Consider the following 16,668-nt stretch of genomic DNA (forward strand, 5'->3'; position numbering starts at 1 on the left):
CGCCGGTCTACCGCTGTTGCCGAAATGCCACGGAATTCAATGCTGCATAAGCGAGATACCGCCGAAAAACGGCCGAAATCTCTTAAGAAAACGTTACAGGTAACTGATCTTAAACGACTTTCGCCTTATCGTTGAGCGCAAGGTGCGCCGCAGCCAGTCGCGCCATCGGCACGCGGTAGGGTGAGCATGACACGTAGTCGAACCCGGCTTGCCGGCAAAAGTCGATGGATTCCGGGTTTCCGCCATGCTCGCCGCAAATGGAAAGCGTCAGGTCTTTCCGAGTCTTGCGACCCCGCTCGGCCCCGATGTGCAAAAGTTCGCCCACGCCGTCGATGTCCAGGATGTGGAACGGGTCCTCGGGGAACACCCCCAGCCGGACATAGGTGTTCATGAAGCGGCCCGCGTCGTCTCTGCTCAACCCGTAGGTCATCTGGGTCAGGTCGTTGGTGCCAAAGGACAGGAAAGCGGCGTGCTGGGCGATCTCTCCGGCCCGCAGCGCGGCGCGGGGGGTTTCGACCATGACGCCCAGCTTGTAGTCGAAGCTTCCCCCGGCCTTGGTGCGCACCATCGCCGCCACTGCGTCGATCCGGGTCTTCACCAGTTCGACCTCGCGCCGGGCGCTGACCAGCGGGATCATGATTTCGGGCACCACGGGGGCGCCGCGGCGGGCGCTTTCCAGCGTCGCCTCGAAGATCGCCTGGGCCTGCATGTCATAGATTTCCGGCAGGACCACGCCCAGGCGCACCCCCCGCATCCCCAGCATCGGGTTCACCTCGGTCAGCGCCTCGGCGCGGCGCGTGACCTCGGACAACGGGCGGTCCAATGCTTCCGCAAGATCCCGCAAGCCTTCGCGGTCCGAGGGCAGGAATTCATGCAAAGGCGGGTCGAACAGGCGGATGCAGACCGGCAACCCCTGCATGATTTCAAAGAGCTGCACGAAGTCCGCGCGCTGCATTGGCAACAGCCGCGCCAGGGCCGCGGCACGGTCGCCGGGGGTGTCGGCGAAGATCATCTCGCGCATGACGATCAGGCGGTCTTCGTCGAAGAACATGTGTTCGGTCCGGCAGAGCCCGATGCCCTCGGCCTCGAACTTCCGCGCCGTTTCCGCATCGGCAGGCGTGTCGGCATTGGCCCGGATGCCGATGTCGCGCACCTCGTCCGCCCAGGCCAGCAAACGCCGGAAACTGTCGTCCAGCGCGGGCGGCAGCATCTCGGCCGCGCCCGCCAGCGCCTCGCCCTTGGTGCCGTCCAGCGTCACCAGGTCACCCTCACGGAAGACACGTCCATCCGCGGCCGTCAGCTTCTTGTCGCGCGTGTCCATCCGCACTTCGGACGCGCCCACCACGCAGGGCAAACCAAGACCCCGCGCGATCACCGCCGCATGGCTGGTCATGCCACCGCGCTCGGTCAGCACCGCCGCCGACGAATGCATCCCCCGGATATCCTCGGGTGCCGTTTCGCGCCGCACCAGGATGCAAGCCTCGCCCCGCGACGCCGCCGCCTGCGCCGCCGAGGACGAAAACACCAAAATCCCGGTCGCCGCCCCGGGTGAGGCCGCGATTCCCCGCGCGATCACGTCCCGCGGACCGCGTGGATCGACCTGATGGTGCAGAAGTTCCGACAGCGCGCGCGGTTCGACCCGCAGCACCGCCTCATTGCGCGGGATGATCCCGTCCTCGGCCAGCGCCACCGCGATCCGCAGCCCCGCCCGAGCCGAGCGTTGCACCTTCACCGCGTCCAGAACCGCCAGACGGCCATCCTCGACGGTGAACTCGATCTGCATCTCTTCGCGCAGGCGCTGGCGGCAGACGGCCCCGTATTCGACCAGCCTGCCGAAAACCTCGGGCGAGATATCCTCCAGCGAGGCGCCGCGCGCATCGCGGGTCAGATACAGCGCCTCGGTCGTCTTCAGCGCGTCGCGGCCCTGGCTTTGGCCCAGGTAGCGCCCGGTGATCTGCGGCTGGCCGGTGACCGGATCGACGAATTGCATGACCCCCGAGCCGCTGATGCCCTGCCCGATCCCCTGCGCCATCTCCTGCACGACCAGCCCCAGCGCCGCCTCTTCGGGCGCGCCCTTGGCCTGGCGCAGAAGCCGGGCCGAGGTCCCTTCCCACGCCCGCGCCATGCTGCGGAGCACTTCCGAAAGCTGCCGGGCGGGCTCTTGCGGGAAGGGCTCGTCGGTTTCGACCTCGTATTCGCGCAAGGCGTCCCGCAGGGCACCCGGCCCCGGCTTCAGCCCGTCAAAGACCTCGGGGTCCAGCCGTGCGACGTGGATCGCATAGGCCTGCACAAAGCGCAGATACAGCGCATCCGCCGCCGCCTCGCCATGCGTCTCGGCCAGCCGGGCGTGGCGCTTGGCGTTCAGCCCGATGTTCAGGATCGTTGCTGGGCCGCCCCAGTCGGGGTTGGCGGGGCTTGGGCGGACACTGATCAGCGGGCCGTCGCCGAAATGGTCAAGGATTCCAGCCGCATCCACCCCGTGACCCGCCGCGATGGCCCGCACGGTCGCCGTAGGCAGCGCGACGGACTTCGGCACCGGAAGGTCCAGCCGCACCAGCCGCTGCAGGCATTTCGCCCGCCAGCCGTGGCTTGCAGTCGCGATCTGCGCGCTTGGCGTGATCTGCGCAAACTCCGCGATGGGGTCGTATTTCTGCACTGCAGCACCTTGATGTTCAGGTGCAGAATACGCCGAAACCCCTGTCAATCAAGCGTGACATGTCAGTTACGTGACGAATCTTTGGGCGCGTCTCAGCCCTCGATGCGGGTCAGATCGGCGACGCCGGAACAGATGGCCCGGATGCGGTGCAGAAGGTTCAGGCGGTTGCGCCGGACGATCTGGTTGTCGCTGTTGACCTGCACGGCGGTGAAGAACGCATCGATGGGCGCGCGGAGGGCCGCCATCGCCTCCATCGCGGTCCCGAAATCCTCCTGCGCCATCGCCGGAGCAATCGCCGCCTCGGCGGTGTCCAGCGCCACAAACAGCGCCCGCTCTTCGTCCGTCTCGGCAAACTTCGGGTCCGCCCCGAACGAGTATTCCACCCCGTCCTTCGCCTCGGCCTGAGACAGGATATTCGCCGCCCGCTTGTAGCCCTGCAGCAGGTTCGCCCCATCCTCGGTCTTCATCACCGCCGCCAGCGCCTCGGCCCGCTTCACCAGCAGCGTCAGGTCGTCGTTGCCGGGCATGGCAAGGCAGGCGTCGATGATGTCGTGCCGGACGCCCTGGTCCTTGAGGTAGACCTTGAGGCGGTCGTGGAAGAAGGAGAGGAGGTCTGCGGCGTGTGCAGAGGTGAACTCATTAAAGTGAATTGTCGGCCTGTCAGCGCCGTCGTTGGCGAGCTTTACCAAATCATACTTTTTGGAGATCACCTTGTACTGGCCTGCCTCAACGATTTTATCGCCTTCTAAGGCGAAAGCCGCTGAAGCGTCACCAGTTACCCGAGCAGAGTGGGACACTAGCAGCTTTTCAATTGAGCCTTGCACCCCATTACCCAACACCAACCGCACAACCCCCAACGCCGCCCGGCGCAGAGCGAACGGGTCCTTCGAGCCCGTAGGCTTCTCGTCAATCGCCCAGAACCCGGTCAGCGTGTCGATCTTGTCGGCCAGCGCCACGGCGACGGAGACGGGTTCAGTCGGAACGGAGTCACTCTCCCCCTTCGGTCGCCAGTGATCGCGGGCGGCATCGGCGATTGCGGATACCCGCCCCGGACTTGATCCGGGGCCTCCGTGTGGCAACCCGAGGCCCCGGGTCAGGCCCGGGGCGGGGTCTTCCTGCAACGCCACCAGCGCATAGTAGCGGCCCATCACGCCCTGCAACTCGGGGAACTCGCCCACCATCGCCGACCGCAGGTCCAGCTTTGCGATCTTCGCCGCATATTCCGCATCCTCCGGGTCAGCCCCCACCAAGGGCGCAATCTCCCGCGCCAAAGCCGCGATCCGGTCGATCCGGTCGGCCTGAGAGCCAAGCTTGTTGTGGAAAGTGACGGCCTTCAGCCCCTCCACCCACTCGCCCATCCCGGCTTTGGCGACCCGCAAGTCATTCTCCCAGAAGAACTTCGCGTCCGACAGGCGCGCAGCCAGCACCTTCTGGTTCCCTTTCAGGATCACCTCGCCACCATCCGCCGCCTCGATGTTGGCCACGGTCACGAAGCCCTCGATCCGTCCGGTCTTCGGGTTCTTCACCGAAAAGAACTTCTGGTGCTCCTTCATGCTGGTCTGCAGCACCTCGGGCGGCAGGCCAAGGAACTGCTCTGCAATCCGCCCCATCAGCGGCACCGGCCATTCCACCAGACCTGCGACCTCGGCCAGCAGCCCGGGGTCGGCCACGACCTCCATCCCCGCCGCAAAGGCCAGGTTCTGTGCGCCCTGCCAGATCGCGGCCTCGCGTTCGGCGCTGTCCAGCACGACCTTGGCGCGCTTCAGCTTCACCGCGTAGTCGTCGAAGCCGTGCACCACAAACCGCCCGTTGCCCATGAAACGGTGGCCCTCGGTCGTGTTCCCCGCCACGATCCCGTCCACGGTCAGCGGCACGACATGCGCGCCTGTCTCATCCGACAGCAGGCAGATGATCGACTGCAACGGCCGCACCCAGCGCAAAGTGCCCGAGCCCCAGCGCATCGACTTTGGCCAGGGGAACGTGCGGATCACACCTTCCAACACCTCGGCCACGATGGCCTCGGCCGTCCGGCCCGGCTTTTCGACGACAGCATAGAACGTCTCGCCCTTCTTGTCCGCCCGGCGTTCCAGCTGGTCCAGCGTCAGGCCCGTCGACCGCAGGAACCCCTCCACCGCTTGCGCAGGCGCGGACACCGACGGCCCCTTCCGCTCCTCCCGCACCGGGCGGCTTTCGGCGGTCAGCCCCTCGACCGACAGCACCAGCCGGCGCGGCGTCGAGAAGGCCCCGGCGCTGGCATAGGTCAGCCCCGCCTCGACCAGCCCGTCGGTCACGAGCTTGCGCAGATCCTCGCGGGCGCGGGCTTGCATGCGCGCCGGGATTTCCTCGGAGAAGAGTTCGATCAGAAGGTCGGGCATGTCGGGTTCCTAGATCCAGTCGAGGTTCACGCGGGCGGGCGGATAGGCGGCGGCGATGGCAGAGCGCAGGTCGGCAAAGCGGGGGCGCAGGTCCTTGAACTTGTGCTCATGGGTCTCGGCGACGGTCAGCTGGATATGGTCGAAGAGCCGTCCGTCCAGCATCGCGCCCAGCAGGTCCAATTCGGCGCCCTCGATGTCCATCTTGACGAAGGCGATGCGCCCGTGCGCGTCCAGAAGCCCGCGCAGGAAGGCGGGAAAGTCGATCAACGCGACGTCGATCCCCTGCCCTTCGGCGATGTTGTGGCCCCCCGCGACAACGGTGCTTTTGACGGAGGCGAAGTCCGGGTTGTCGTCCCAGTTGGCAGCCCGCATCAGTTGCACGATCCCGGCCTTCACCCCCACCGCCGCGGCATGCAGCGTCACGTTGGAGGCGGTGGCGAAGCGGTCCTGCAGGTGGGCCAAGTTGTAGGGGTCCGGCTCGAAGGCATGAACCGAGGCACCCGATGCCGCCAGCACCTCGGTCACATCGCCCCGGTTCGCGCCGCAGTCCACCACCACATCGCCCGGCCGCAGCATCGAGACCACGCCCGCCAAAAGCCCTTCCGCCCGCGCATGGCGCAGGTCGCGCTTGTGACGGCGCTTCAGCTTCCTCAGGGCGTCGTCGGCCTCGGCCATGCTCACTCCGCCAGGTTGCCGTTCAGCTGATGCCAGGCGAAGGCGCGGCCGTCGGGGAAGACGGCTACCACCCGGTCGACGCCGGGATGGATCTCGGGCTCGGACAGGAAGGCCAGAGCCTCGCCGCTTTCCAGCGCCTGCCCGATGGCCTGCGCGTCAAAGCAGTCAAAGCCGCTCGGAGCGATCAGCGGCTCGGCCGCCGGGTAATCGCGATACGTCTCGGTCAGCATCGCCAGCGACAGGGGCGTGGTGAAACAGGCGCGGAACTTGATCGGAGAGCTGATCGCGTCGATCCCCTCGACCGCTTCGACCACGATGGCCTCGGGCTGGTCGCCGGTCAGCGGCACCAGCCGGATCTCGGCACCGGGCTGGAAGGCGACGGGTTCATAGAAGGCGCGTTCTGCGGTGTACCACAGGAACGCACCGGCAGCGACTGCGACGATCAAGATGGCCCCCACGATGAGCTTGCCCGCATTCACTGATCCGCCCCCGCTTCGGTCTGGCGGAAGGCATCGGCACATTGCTTGGCCAGGGCCCGCACCCGGCCGATATAGGCCTGCCGTTCAGTGACCGAGATCACGCCCCGCGCGTCCAGAAGGTTGAAGAGGTGGCTGGCCTTGATCGTCTGGTCATAGGCGGGATGCGCCATGATGATGCGCTTGCCGGACTTCGGGTCCTCGGGCGCGAAGGCAAGCAGCCGCTCACATTCCTTTTCGGCGGCTTCAAAATGCCGGAACAGCATCTCGGTATCGGCCCCGTCAAAGTTGTGGCGGCTGTATTCCTCTTCGGTCTGGCGGAAGATGTCGCCGTATTTCAAGGGGATCGGGCTGGCGGGATCGTTGAACGGCATGTCCATCACGTGGTCGATGCCCATCACATACATCGCCAGCCGTTCCAGCCCATAGGTCAACTCGCCCGACACGGGCTTGCAGTCATGCCCGCCGACCTGCTGGAAATAGGTGAACTGGCTGACCTCCATCCCGTCGCACCAGACCTCCCAGCCCAGGCCCCAGGCGCCCAGCGTCGGGCTTTCCCAGTCGTCCTCGACAAAGCGGATGTCGTGCAGGCCAAGGTCGATCCCGATGGCCTGAAGCGAGCCGAGATACAGCTCCTGCAGGTTCGGCGGCGAGGGTTTGATGATGACCTGATACTGGTAATAGTGCTGAAGCCGGTTCGGGTTCTCGCCATAGCGCCCGTCGGTCGGGCGGCGCGAGGGCTGCACGTAAGCCGCGGCCCAGGGCTTGGTGCCCAGGGACCGCAGCGTGGTCGCCGGGTGGAAGGTGCCCGCCCCCACTTCCATGTCATAGGGCTGCAGGACCGCGCAGCCCTGAGCCGCCCAATAAGACTGCAGCCGCAGGATGATCTCCTGAAAGCTTCGGGGTGTGGCGGGGGCGTCGGACATGGGCGGCCTCTGGCAGGGGCTGGACTGGCGCCTTCCCTATCCACTGGGGGCGAAAGGGTCAATTCCGGAAAGGCCCGGCGCAAACGTGACCGGTTTCACCCTTGCCGCCGCACGCGCACTGACTAAAGGTGCGCAAAACGCCTTGTGCAGGACCATCCCATGTTCAGACCCGTTGCCCTGTTTGCCCTTCTTCTGTCCGCTCTCGTGCTGATGCACCCCAGGGCAGGCGCGGCCCAGGAGGGTCAGGTCTACATTCAGGTCGAAGCGCAGCCCGACCGCGCCACCGCCGTGACCCGCGCCCAGGCCTACAGTGCGCTCTTCCCCGAAACGGCGGGCTTCGGGCTGCGCTCGGGCTGGTTCGGCATCCTGCTGGGACCCTACCCGCCCGAGGAAGCGGCCGAGCTGCTGGCCAGCCTGAAGGCCGAACGCCTGATCCCCTCGGACAGCTTCATCGCCTTTCCCCGCGACCTGCGCGATCGGTTCTGGCCGGCCGAGGGCACTAGCCCAGACGCCTCCCCCGACGCCTCCCCCGACGCCGCCGAAGACGCCGCCCAAGACCTCGCCACGGACCCGGCGACCGAACTGACCGCCGCTGCCGACCCCGCACCGGAACCCCAACCGGTCGAGGCTCCGGACGAAGACCGGCAGCAGGCCCGCGACAGCGAAGCCCTTCTGACCCCAGAAGACCGCCGCGACCTGCAGACCGCTCTGCAATGGTTCGGCTATTACCCTTCGGCCATCGACGGCGCTTTCGGACCGGGCACCCGCAATTCGATGTCCGCCTGGCAAGAGGCCCGGGGGTTCGAGCCGACGGGCATCCTGACCGCCCGCCAGCGTCGCGCGCTTCTGGACGCCTGGCAGGGCGAATTGGCCGCCTTCGGCTTTCAGGAGGTGATCGAGGCCGAATCCGGGATCACCGTCACCCTGCCCCTGGGTCTGGTGGAGTTCGACCATTACGAGCCGCCCTTCGTCCATTATCGCGCCAAGGTCGAGGGTGCGCCGAAGATCGTCCTGATCTCGCAGCCCGGCGACCAGGCGGCGCTGTTCGGGCTTTACGACGTGCTGCAGACCCTGGACGCCGTCCCGCTTGACGGCGCGCGCGACCGTGACGACCGCAGCTTCCGCATCCGCGGCACCTCGGCCAAGGCCGATACGACCGTATACGCGGAACGCAACGGCGACCGGATCAAGGGCTGGATGCTGATCTCGACCCCCGGGAACGAGGGCCGGGATGCCCGCATCCTGAAGGTGCTGCAGGACAGCTTCTCTCCCGATGGGGACAGCGTGCTTGACCCCGGGATGGTGGCGATGGATGCCGGTGCCAAGGCTGGCCTTCTTGCGGGGCTAGAGGTGCGCAAGCCGAAGTTCAGCCGCACCGGCTTTTTCGTCACGGCCGACGGCGCGGTCGTCACCACTGTCGAGGCCGTCACCCAATGCGGCCGCGTCACCATCGACCGCACTACAGACGCCGAGATTGCGCTTTCCGATGCGGCCTCGGGCCTGGCGCTGCTGAAACCGAAGTCCCCGCTTGCCCCCCGCGCCGTCGCCGCCTTCGCCACCGGCTCGACCCGCCCCGGCAGCGAAGTGACCGTGCCCGGCTATTCCTACGAAGACCGCCTGCCCGCCCCGGTCCTGACCTTCGGCACCTTCGAGGACCCCCAGGGCCTGAACGGCGAAGCGGGGCTGTCGCGCCTGACGCTGCAATCCTTGCCCGGCGACGCGGGCGGGGCGGTGCTGGACACGACCGGTGCAGTCCTTGGCATGCTGTTGCCCGCAGCGCCGCAGGGCGGCAAGCAGCTTCCTGCCGGTGTGGCCTTCGCGCTGTCTGGGGCCGAGATCACCCGGCTTCTGACCGCAAACGGCCTGGCCCCGCAGACCCCGACGGCACCCGCCCCCCTGACCCCCGGCGCGCTGGCCGAAGTGGGGACGGGCATGGCCGTGCTCGTCTCGTGCTGGGAGTAATCCTGCAGGCCCCTCGCAAGCAACGCGCGCTTTGCTGCCCTACCGAGGAGGAGCCGCAGGCGAACGAGGAGGGGTTGCCTCAGCGCCTCCAGAAGCTGGGAAGGACCATCACCAGGATCGCCAGCAGGCCCAGACGGCCCAGGATCATGCACAGCGTCATGATCGCGATGGCACCGGGCGGGAAGTCGATGAAGGTTCCGGTTCGCTCGACCAGCGGCCCGAAGCCGTAGCCGATGTTGCCCAGCGAGGTCCAGACCGCGAACATGGCCGAGACAGTGTCTACGCCCAGCAGGGTCATTGCCACGCTCATCACGCCCAGGATCAGGATGTAGCTCGACACGAACAGGATCAGCGCGTTCAGCACATCCTCTTCGACCGACCGCCCGTCATAGCGGATCGGATCAACCGCCGACGGGTTGCCGATCCGCCGGACCTCGCGTTTCAGCACCGACAGGACAAGCTGGACCCGGAAGACCGACAGACCCGCCGCCGATGACCCCGAACAGGCCCCAACCACGCCGATCACGAAGGCGACGACCAGCATGAACCCGCCCCAGACCGGGAAGCTGCCCGAGAAGAACCCGGTCGAGGACATGATCGACACCAGGTTGAACAGCGCCTCGCGGAACACCGGCTCGACCGGATCGCCCGTGGTCCAGACCCGCCAGATCGTCACAGACAGCACGGCATAGGCCAGCCAGCGCAGATAGGCGCGGACCTGGGCATCCTGCCACAGTGGCGTGGCCGAGCCGTTCACCAGCTGGACGTAGCGGATATAGGGCAGGCTGCCCAGGATCATGAACAGCGCCCCGAAATACTCCCCCGCCCCCGGATACTTGCTGAACGACACATCCGCCGGAAAGAACCCACCCGTCGCGATGGTGGCGAACCCGCCGACCACGGCATCCAGCGTCGACATTCCGATGCCGGCATAGGTGGCGATGCAGGCCAGGGTCAGGGCCGAGTAGACGAACAAAAGCTGCCTGGCGATGTCGGTCGCGCGGGGCAGCGCCTTGCCGAAGGTGTCAAAGCCCTCGGTGCGAAAGAACTGCATCCCCCCGATCCGCATCAGTGGCAGGAAGATCATCGCGATGAAGGCGATCCCCAGCCCCCCCAGCCAGTTCAGCATCCCGCGCCACAGGTTCATGCCTGCGGGCAGTTCCTCCAGCCCGTAGATCACCGTGGCGCCCGTCGTGGTGATCCCGGACACGGCCTCGAAATAGGCATATTGCAGCGACAGGCCGGGCGCGCCGATCCAGAACGGCAAGGCACCGAAGAATGGGACCAGAAACCAGATCCCCGCGGTCAGCAGATAGGCCTGCCGCGTGTCCAGCGCCTGCCCCAGCGCGTTGCCGGTGGACAGGGTCAAGGCCGCGCCGACGACCCCCGTCAGCGCGGCGCAGGCCAGGAAGTCATAGCCATTTGCCAGCCCCGCGCGCCAATCGATGATGGCCGGGGCCAGCATCAGGATCGCCAGCACGATCAGGATACGGCCAATGACATAGGCGACGGGGCGGAGGTCAACCATGATCGGGCATGGCTACGCGGCCCCGCGCCCCAGGTCAATCATCAGCGCGCGTGGATCAGCGTCCGGAAGAGATGCGGGTCCAGGCTGGTCGCCGCAAAGGTGTCGCCCTCGGTCAGAAGGCTGATGGCGTCGTGGCTGTGCAGACTTTCCTGATGGCTGGCCACCACCCGGAAATCGCCGATCCGTCCGTCCGCCCGCAACGCCTCGCAGAAAAGCCGTGCTGCATCCTCGACGAAGATCGGGTTGGCGGCGTTCAGTTCCGCGAAAGCCTGCTCGTCCTCACGCTTGACCATGACCTGGGTCTCGGTGACGACGGCGCCCCGCGCCAGTTCCACCAGGTCCTCCAGCGCCATGTCGCCCGTCAGCACCACCGACAGCCGCGCGACGGAGCGCTGCGAATGCGGCGTGGCCAGCTGGCCGCGCACCATGCGGGCGTGTTCCGACAGCTCCAGGCTGCAGGGGCAGGTCGAGCTGTAGACATAGTCCAGATGCGCAATGCGCTGGCGAACCCCCGCCTGTTCCACCAGCTCCAGCGCGATGTCGTAATACTGCCAGCCGCTCAGGTCCGACCGCAGCGAGACCATCTGCATCGGGAACGACAGCCGCATCTGGATGCGCGCGTCGAAGGACCCCAGGTCGGCCTTGTAGTCGTCCAGCGCTGCCTCGATCACGCCAAAGGAAAACTCCTTTTCGGCATGGGCATAGAACGACCGCATGATGCGGCTCATGTTGATGCCCTTCTTTTCGGCTTCCAGGCTGACCGTGCCCGTGACCGAGGTTTCCAGCACCACCGGCGCGCCGTCACGGGTCGCAAAGCGGACCGGCAGGCGGAAGTTGGAAATGCCCACATGCTGGATGCGCGCCTTGGCGCCCCGGATCAGGCTGGACGGCCCGTTCTGCAGGTCGGGCATCGACGCCTTGTAGCCCGCGTCCGGACGGAAGGCTTCGGGATAGCTGCGCGACAGGGCGGGATAGCCCTGACCGGGCAACAGCCAGCCGACCGCCGAATCAAGCTTGGCGATATCCTCGTCCGAGGATTTGCCCGCCCACTGGCGCAGCACGGCCAGCGCCGCTTCGGCCTCTTCGCGCGAGGGAAGACGGTCAAGCTCGGGAGTATGGATATTCATCGGGCAGGTCCTTTCGGTTCAGGCGCGCCATCAGGCGAGCGCCTTCAATTTCCGGATAGTCTTACGTACGGATCCCGCCGCCGGATCACCCTGGTCCGAGGCAGATGTCCATCAGATAGGGATTCCGCGTCGCGACACAAGACAAAACCGGACGCAATCACGCGGTTTGCGACCAGTGCGGCGCAATCCGCTGTTGCAAGGCCCAGTCCTGCAGGGGCTCGCCGAAAGGCCCCGGATCGCCGCCCCGGGTCCGCAGACCCGTCGCGCCACCCTGCGCGGTGGCCGGGTCGCCTGTGACGAACCCCTCCGGCATGGTGATTCCGTCCGGGAAACCCAAGGCGAGCCGCGTCTTTTCCAGATGCGGCGGGGTCTGGGACAGCGTGAGGCTGACCTCGCGCGGGCCGGTGACGCTGGCCTCGACAATTCTGGTCGCCACGCCCCGTGGCGCTTGCCAGACAAAGCCCAGATGCGGCAGCGTCCGCACGCCGACTTCGACCGGACCCGACGCTTCGCCCGCGGGTTCCAGATCGCCCAGACCTCCCGCAAACGTGACCTTCACTTCGGCCCCGACAACCAGCGCGTCGATCATTCGCAGCGGCGCCCACCCCTCGCCCGTCAGGGTCCGCCGGATCGCCCGGCCGTGCATTGCCCCAAGCCGGACCGCGCCGCGCGGCTTCAGATGCACCCCGTCGGATCGCTCCAGCATATACTCCGGCCCGGCCAGCACCACTTGGCCCACACGCGCTTCGGCAACCTCAAGTTGCGCGAGCGGCACCCCACGCCGCCCTGCCTCGTAGAACGCCGTCGTCTGGCTCAGGCAGAAGAGCAGTCGCCCCCGCCCGCCCGTCACCGCGTCGACGGCCGTCTGCAGCCCGTCGACCAGCGCGCCCAGCTGCTGGACATAGGCCCGATGCGGGGTCCGCGCATCGGCCTGACCTTGCACCCAGGACACCACCAGACATTCGAACCGCAAGCCCCGCGCGCGCGCCACATCGGCAGCGCGGCGCAGGCAGTGCTGGACATTGCGGAAGGTCACGGTCCCCGGCAGGAAAGCCTCGACCACAGTGTTGCGTCGCGCAAGGTTCACCGTCAGAAGCTGGTCGTCCGGCTGCAGCGCCGGAAGGATCGCCGCCGATGACGCGGTCAGCGGCCCCGACCGTCCCTGCCGCAGATGCGGATGAAGCTGGGTCAGCGCGTCGTCGGAAAGCGGCTCTGTCGGGTCGGCGGCGACGCGGGGATCACCCGTCGCAGCGAAAACCCAGGCTTTCTCTGCGTCCAACAGCCCAGGCTTCTCACCCAGGGGACGCAGCCGGGGCACCAGGGCCAGGAGCGACTGGCCAAGGCCCAGATACAGTACCAGCTCTCCGCCTGGCCGGGCCACCTCAGGCGACGGCCAGCGCCTGGGCGAGGTCGGCGATCAGGTCGCCGGCATCCTCCAGCCCCAGAGACAGCCGGATCAGGCCGGGCGTGATCCCAAGCACGTCCTTCTGGTCCTGCGGCAGGCGTTGATGGGTCGTCGTCGCAGGGTGCGTCGCAATGCTTTTGGCATCGCCCAGGTTGTTGGAAATCTTGGCGATTGCCAGCGCGTTCATGAAGCGGAAGGCCGCCTCCTTCCCGCCAGCGATCTCGAATGTCACGAGGGTCCCGCCGGACCCCATCTGCGCCATCGCCAGCGCGTGCTGCGGGTGGCTGGCGAGGCCCGGATAGATCACCCTGGTGACCTTGCCATGCGCCTCCAACGCGCGGGCCACCGTCAGCGCCGTATCCGCCATCGCCCGGCAGCGCAGGTCCAGCGTCGCCATGCCATTCAGGTGCATCCACGCAGTGAACGGGCTCATCGAGCCGCCGGTGTGCTTGATGTAAGGCTCCAGCACCTTGCGGATGAAGTCCTTCGTGCCGCAGACCACGCCGCCCAGGGCACGCCCCTGCCCGTCGATGTGCTTGGTGGTGGAATAGACCACCACATCCGCGCCCTGCTCCACGGCCCGCGAAAAGATCGGCGTTGCAAAGACATTGTCGCAGATCACCAGCGCGCCTTGCGCATGGGCAATCTCGCTGACGCTGCGGATGTCCACCAGTTCCAGCGTCGGGTTCGACATCGACTCGAAGAACACCGCCTTCGTGCCCGGAGTGACCGCCTTGTGCCACTGGTCCAGGTCCGCGCCATCGACAAAGGTCACGCGGACGCCAAAGCGCTGCAGCACCTCTTCCAGCACGTAGAGGCAAGACCCGAAGAGCGCCCGCGCGCTGACCACATGGTCCCCCGCCCGCAGGCAGGACATCAGCGCGCCCGACACCGCCGCCATGCCGCTGGCCGTGGCGAAGGCGTCTTCGGTGCCCTCCAGGGCGGCGATGCGTTCCTCGAACATCCGGGTCGTGGGGTTGCCGTAGCGGGCATAGATGAACTCGTCCTCGCCCGCCTTGACGAAGCGCGCCTCGGCAGCCTCGGCCGTGGGGTAGACGAACCCTTGCGTCAGGAAGATCGCCTCGGCCATCTCGCCATACTGGCTGCGGCGGGTGCCTTCGTGCACCAGTTGCGTGCGGGTCTTCCAGTCCTTCGTCATCGTGCGGGCCCTCCGGCCAATAAAAAAGCCCCGGACAACCAGAAGGTGCCGGGGCCATGCCCTTCACCTCTTTAGCGGTTTGTTTAACGTGGCCCGCAATCCGGAGGACAAATCGCCACGACCGTTTGAATACGCCCGCAAGGGGGTGTGGTCAACCCGCCACAATATCTGGTGCGTCATGCGCCTGTCACCGCCGCGTCACCGCCGCGTTTCCGGGCTGAGCGAGACCTTCGGCAACAAGCCCTAGTGGTGGCGCTGTCATGACCCACGATCCCCGCCCCATCCGCGCCGATCTTGAACCTGGTGGCCTGCGGCTTGACCGGGACCGGCTTGCCCGCAAGCTGAAGGCCCTGCCCCCCGACGCCCCCGTTGTCGTCATGATCCACGGCTGGCGCTACGCCCCCGGCATTGCGCGCGACTGTCCGCACGGCTCGATCCTCTCGCTGGACCCCGCGCCCGAGGATCGCCGGGCGGTCAGCTGGCCCCGGCATCTGGGCCTTGACGGCACGCAGGGCCTGGGCGTCGCGCTTGGCTGGAATGCCCGCTGCGATCCCTGGCGCGCCCACCTGCGCGCTTGGCAGACCGGCGATGCCCTGGCCGAAATCGTCCGCAATGTGCATGACCGGACCGGGCGCGGCGTGCAGGTCATCGCGCACTCGATGGGCGCACGGGTGGCGCTGGCCGCGCTTCCCCTGGTCGAACCGGGCCAGATCACCCGCCTGATCCTGCTGGCCGCCGCCGAAACCCGGGACCGGGCGCAAAGGGCCTTGCAGACCCCTGCCGGCCGCGCGGCCGAGATCATCAACGTCACCACGCGCGAGAATGACCTTTTCGACGCCTGTTTCGAATGGGGCATCCACCTGGGCTGTCGCACCTCGATCGGTCAGGGCCTCGGCCGGTCCGTGCCGAACTGGCGCGACCTCTGGATCGACCAGCCAGAGACGCTGAAGGTGCTGGCCGCACTTGGCCATCCGCTTTCCGACCCGCCGCGCCGGATCTGCCACTGGTCGCCCTACCTGCGACCCGGGACCATCGCCCTTTACCGCGCCCTGATCGACGGCAGGATCAGCATAGCCGACCTGCCCCTCGGCCGCCCCGGACGGCGCTGGTCCCGACTGGTCCTGGGCGCGCGGGGCTTTCGGATCATCCCCGGCCCCACACCCCTTGGCCGGGCTTGATTTCTGCCGCCGGGTAAGGGACGGTTTGCCGGAAGTCGCCCCCAGGACCGTCCCTCACCCCAAGGCCCCCATGCGCCGTTTCCTCTTTGCCCTTGCCACCCTCGCCCCCGCGGCCCCGGCCTGGGCGCAATCCTGCATCGACCGCGCAGCCGACCCCGCAACGCAAGTTACGCTGTGCGACCAGGCCTTCCAGGACGCCACCACCCCCGAGGACGCCTCCCTCGCACTGTCCTACAAGGGCGAAGCGCAGCGGATGCTCGGTCAATACGACGAGGCCGCCGCGACCTTGCAGCAGGCGCTTGGCTACACCCCCGGCAGTGCCTGGGTCTGGGTCGAGCTGGGCAATGTGCGCTACGACCAGGGCGACAGTGCCGGAGCGCTGGCGCACTATTCCGCCGCCCTGGCGACCGAGGACTACATCTCGGCCTGGGCCAACCGGGCCGAAACCTGGTGGCAGTTCCGCGAAGGCCAGCGCTGTTCCGACGACGCCGACAATGCACTGCGGCTGGACCCGCAATATGCCTATGCGAACGAGATCAAGGGCCGCTGCCTGATCGACCTTGGCCGCGCGGACGAGGCGCTGGCCTACTTCGACACCGCCATCGCGCTGGCGCCGGGCTATCAGAACGCCTACCGCAACAAGCTGGCCGCCCTGTCCGCCTTGGGCCGTCCCCAGGACGTCGTTGCCGTCGCAGACGAGGCGCTGCGTCCCGGCACCATTCCCGACCCGAATCCCGCGATCGAAGAGGACATCCTGGCCCGCCGCCTGCTGGCGCTTGGCGAATACGCGCCCCCCGCCACCGTGGCGACCGAAGCCGCCGCGCTGTTGCAGCGCTACCCGCAGAACCTGGCCGCGGTGAACGTCCAGGGGGCCGCCCTTCTGGCCGACGGCAAGGCCGCCGAGGCGGACCAGGTCACCCAGGTCCTGCGGCAGAACCCCGACGGTGCCCGGATGGAGGCGGTCTACCACGACACCCTCGCCCGCATCGACGCAAGCCTTGGCCGGATGGACGACGCCTTCGCCAATTACGAGGCCGCGATGACCCTCGACGCAGGTTTGTCCAGGACCTACGCCCGAAAGCTGTCCGAGCTTGGCTTCCTGCCCCTGTCGAACGCGCCTGCGGGCGTTCTCACCGCGCTGCGCCGCTGCATCGACGTCAAGAAGACTGCCTGCGTGATGTCGAAATGACAAAGGGCGCCC

The 16,668-nt window shown here is 67.2% G+C and carries 12 protein-coding genes and 1 riboswitch; of the genes, 3 read left to right on the forward strand and 9 right to left on the reverse strand.

Annotated elements, in window-relative coordinates:
• Positions 1-109: 109 nt before the first annotated feature.
• The 5 genes from U1E69_RS08570 to U1E69_RS08590 form a co-directional block, all read right to left on the reverse strand.
• Positions 110-2,656, reverse strand: coding sequence for a putative PEP-binding protein (locus tag U1E69_RS08570; protein WP_322243980.1), 2,547 nt, complete (start codon positions 2,654-2,656; stop codon positions 110-112).
• Between the two features lie 92 nt (positions 2,657-2,748).
• Positions 2,749-5,031: a glycine--tRNA ligase subunit beta gene (glyS, locus tag U1E69_RS08575; protein ID WP_322243981.1), complete on the reverse strand. Its 2,283-nt coding sequence runs from the start codon at positions 5,029-5,031 to the stop codon at positions 2,749-2,751.
• Between the two features lie 9 nt (positions 5,032-5,040).
• Positions 5,041-5,706, reverse strand: a complete 666-nt coding sequence (locus U1E69_RS08580) for an FkbM family methyltransferase (protein WP_322243982.1) — start codon at positions 5,704-5,706, stop codon at positions 5,041-5,043.
• 2 nt (positions 5,707-5,708) lie between these two features.
• Positions 5,709-6,227 (reverse strand): DUF6446 family protein, encoded by a 519-nt coding sequence (locus U1E69_RS08585; RefSeq protein ID WP_322243983.1) that lies wholly within the window; start codon positions 6,225-6,227, stop codon positions 5,709-5,711.
• Positions 6,182-7,108 carry a glycine--tRNA ligase subunit alpha gene (locus U1E69_RS08590; RefSeq protein WP_322243984.1) on the reverse strand — a complete coding sequence of 309 codons (927 nt, stop codon included), beginning with the start codon at positions 7,106-7,108 and terminating at the stop codon, positions 6,182-6,184. The genes U1E69_RS08585 and U1E69_RS08590 overlap by 46 nt, the downstream gene beginning before the upstream one ends.
• Positions 7,109-7,267: 159 nt before the next feature.
• On the opposite strand from U1E69_RS08590, the gene U1E69_RS08595 reads away from it, so the two are divergent.
• Positions 7,268-9,070, forward strand: a complete 1,803-nt coding sequence (locus U1E69_RS08595; protein ID WP_322243985.1) for a serine protease — start codon at positions 7,268-7,270, stop codon at positions 9,068-9,070.
• 79 nt (positions 9,071-9,149) lie between these two features.
• Here U1E69_RS08595 and U1E69_RS08600 read toward each other — a convergent pair whose 3' ends face one another.
• The 4 genes from U1E69_RS08600 to metZ form a co-directional block, all read right to left on the reverse strand.
• Complete coding sequence (locus U1E69_RS08600; RefSeq protein WP_322243986.1) at positions 9,150-10,598, reverse strand: TrkH family potassium uptake protein; 1,449 nt, start codon at positions 10,596-10,598, stop codon at positions 9,150-9,152.
• Between the two features lie 41 nt (positions 10,599-10,639).
• Positions 10,640-11,725, reverse strand: a complete 1,086-nt coding sequence (folE2, locus tag U1E69_RS08605) for a GTP cyclohydrolase FolE2 (RefSeq protein WP_322243987.1) — start codon at positions 11,723-11,725, stop codon at positions 10,640-10,642.
• 157 nt (positions 11,726-11,882) lie between these two features.
• Positions 11,883-13,106: a hypothetical protein gene (locus U1E69_RS08610; protein ID WP_322243988.1), complete on the reverse strand. Its 1,224-nt coding sequence runs from the start codon at positions 13,104-13,106 to the stop codon at positions 11,883-11,885.
• A gap of 1 nt (position 13,107) precedes the next feature.
• A complete protein-coding gene (gene metZ / locus U1E69_RS08615; RefSeq protein ID WP_322243989.1) occupies positions 13,108-14,289 on the reverse strand; it encodes an O-succinylhomoserine sulfhydrylase in 1,182 nt (393 codons plus the stop codon).
• Between the two features lie 50 nt (positions 14,290-14,339).
• Positions 14,340-14,418, reverse strand: a riboswitch (SAM riboswitch).
• A gap of 131 nt (positions 14,419-14,549) precedes the next feature.
• Between metZ and U1E69_RS08620 the strand changes: the two genes are divergently transcribed.
• Both U1E69_RS08620 and U1E69_RS08625 read left to right on the forward strand, forming a co-directional pair.
• On the forward strand, positions 14,550-15,467 hold the full coding sequence (locus tag U1E69_RS08620) for an alpha/beta fold hydrolase (protein ID WP_322243990.1): 918 nt from the start codon (positions 14,550-14,552) through the stop codon (positions 15,465-15,467).
• A 70-nt stretch (positions 15,468-15,537) separates the two neighbouring features.
• Positions 15,538-16,656 carry a tetratricopeptide repeat protein gene (locus U1E69_RS08625; protein ID WP_322243991.1) on the forward strand — a complete coding sequence of 373 codons (1,119 nt, stop codon included), beginning with the start codon at positions 15,538-15,540 and terminating at the stop codon, positions 16,654-16,656.
• Positions 16,657-16,668 lie beyond the last annotated feature (12 nt).

This window comes from Tabrizicola sp., from assembly GCF_034366665.1.
GTDB lineage: Bacteria > Pseudomonadota > Alphaproteobacteria > Rhodobacterales > Rhodobacteraceae > Tabrizicola.

Coding starts and splice junctions, on each gene's coding strand:
- glyS (WP_322243981.1), bottom strand. CDS start 5,031: ATGCCCGACCTTCTGATCGAACTCTTCTCCGAGGAAATCCCGGCGCGC.
- U1E69_RS08580 (WP_322243982.1), bottom strand. CDS start 5,706: ATGGCCGAGGCCGACGACGCCCTGAGGAAGCTGAAGCGCCGTCACAAG.
- U1E69_RS08585 (WP_322243983.1), bottom strand. CDS start 6,227: ATGTGCCGATGCCTTCCGCCAGACCGAAGCGGGGGCGGATCAGTGAAT.
- U1E69_RS08590 (WP_322243984.1), bottom strand. CDS start 7,108: ATGTCCGACGCCCCCGCCACACCCCGAAGCTTTCAGGAGATCATCCTG.
- U1E69_RS08595 (WP_322243985.1), top strand. CDS start 7,268: ATGTTCAGACCCGTTGCCCTGTTTGCCCTTCTTCTGTCCGCTCTCGTG.
- U1E69_RS08600 (WP_322243986.1), bottom strand. CDS start 10,598: ATGGTTGACCTCCGCCCCGTCGCCTATGTCATTGGCCGTATCCTGATC.
- folE2 (WP_322243987.1), bottom strand. CDS start 11,725: ATGAATATCCATACTCCCGAGCTTGACCGTCTTCCCTCGCGCGAAGAG.
- metZ (WP_322243989.1), bottom strand. CDS start 14,289: ATGACGAAGGACTGGAAGACCCGCACGCAACTGGTGCACGAAGGCACC.
- U1E69_RS08620 (WP_322243990.1), top strand. CDS start 14,550: ATGACCCACGATCCCCGCCCCATCCGCGCCGATCTTGAACCTGGTGGC.
- U1E69_RS08625 (WP_322243991.1), top strand. CDS start 15,538: ATGCGCCGTTTCCTCTTTGCCCTTGCCACCCTCGCCCCCGCGGCCCCG.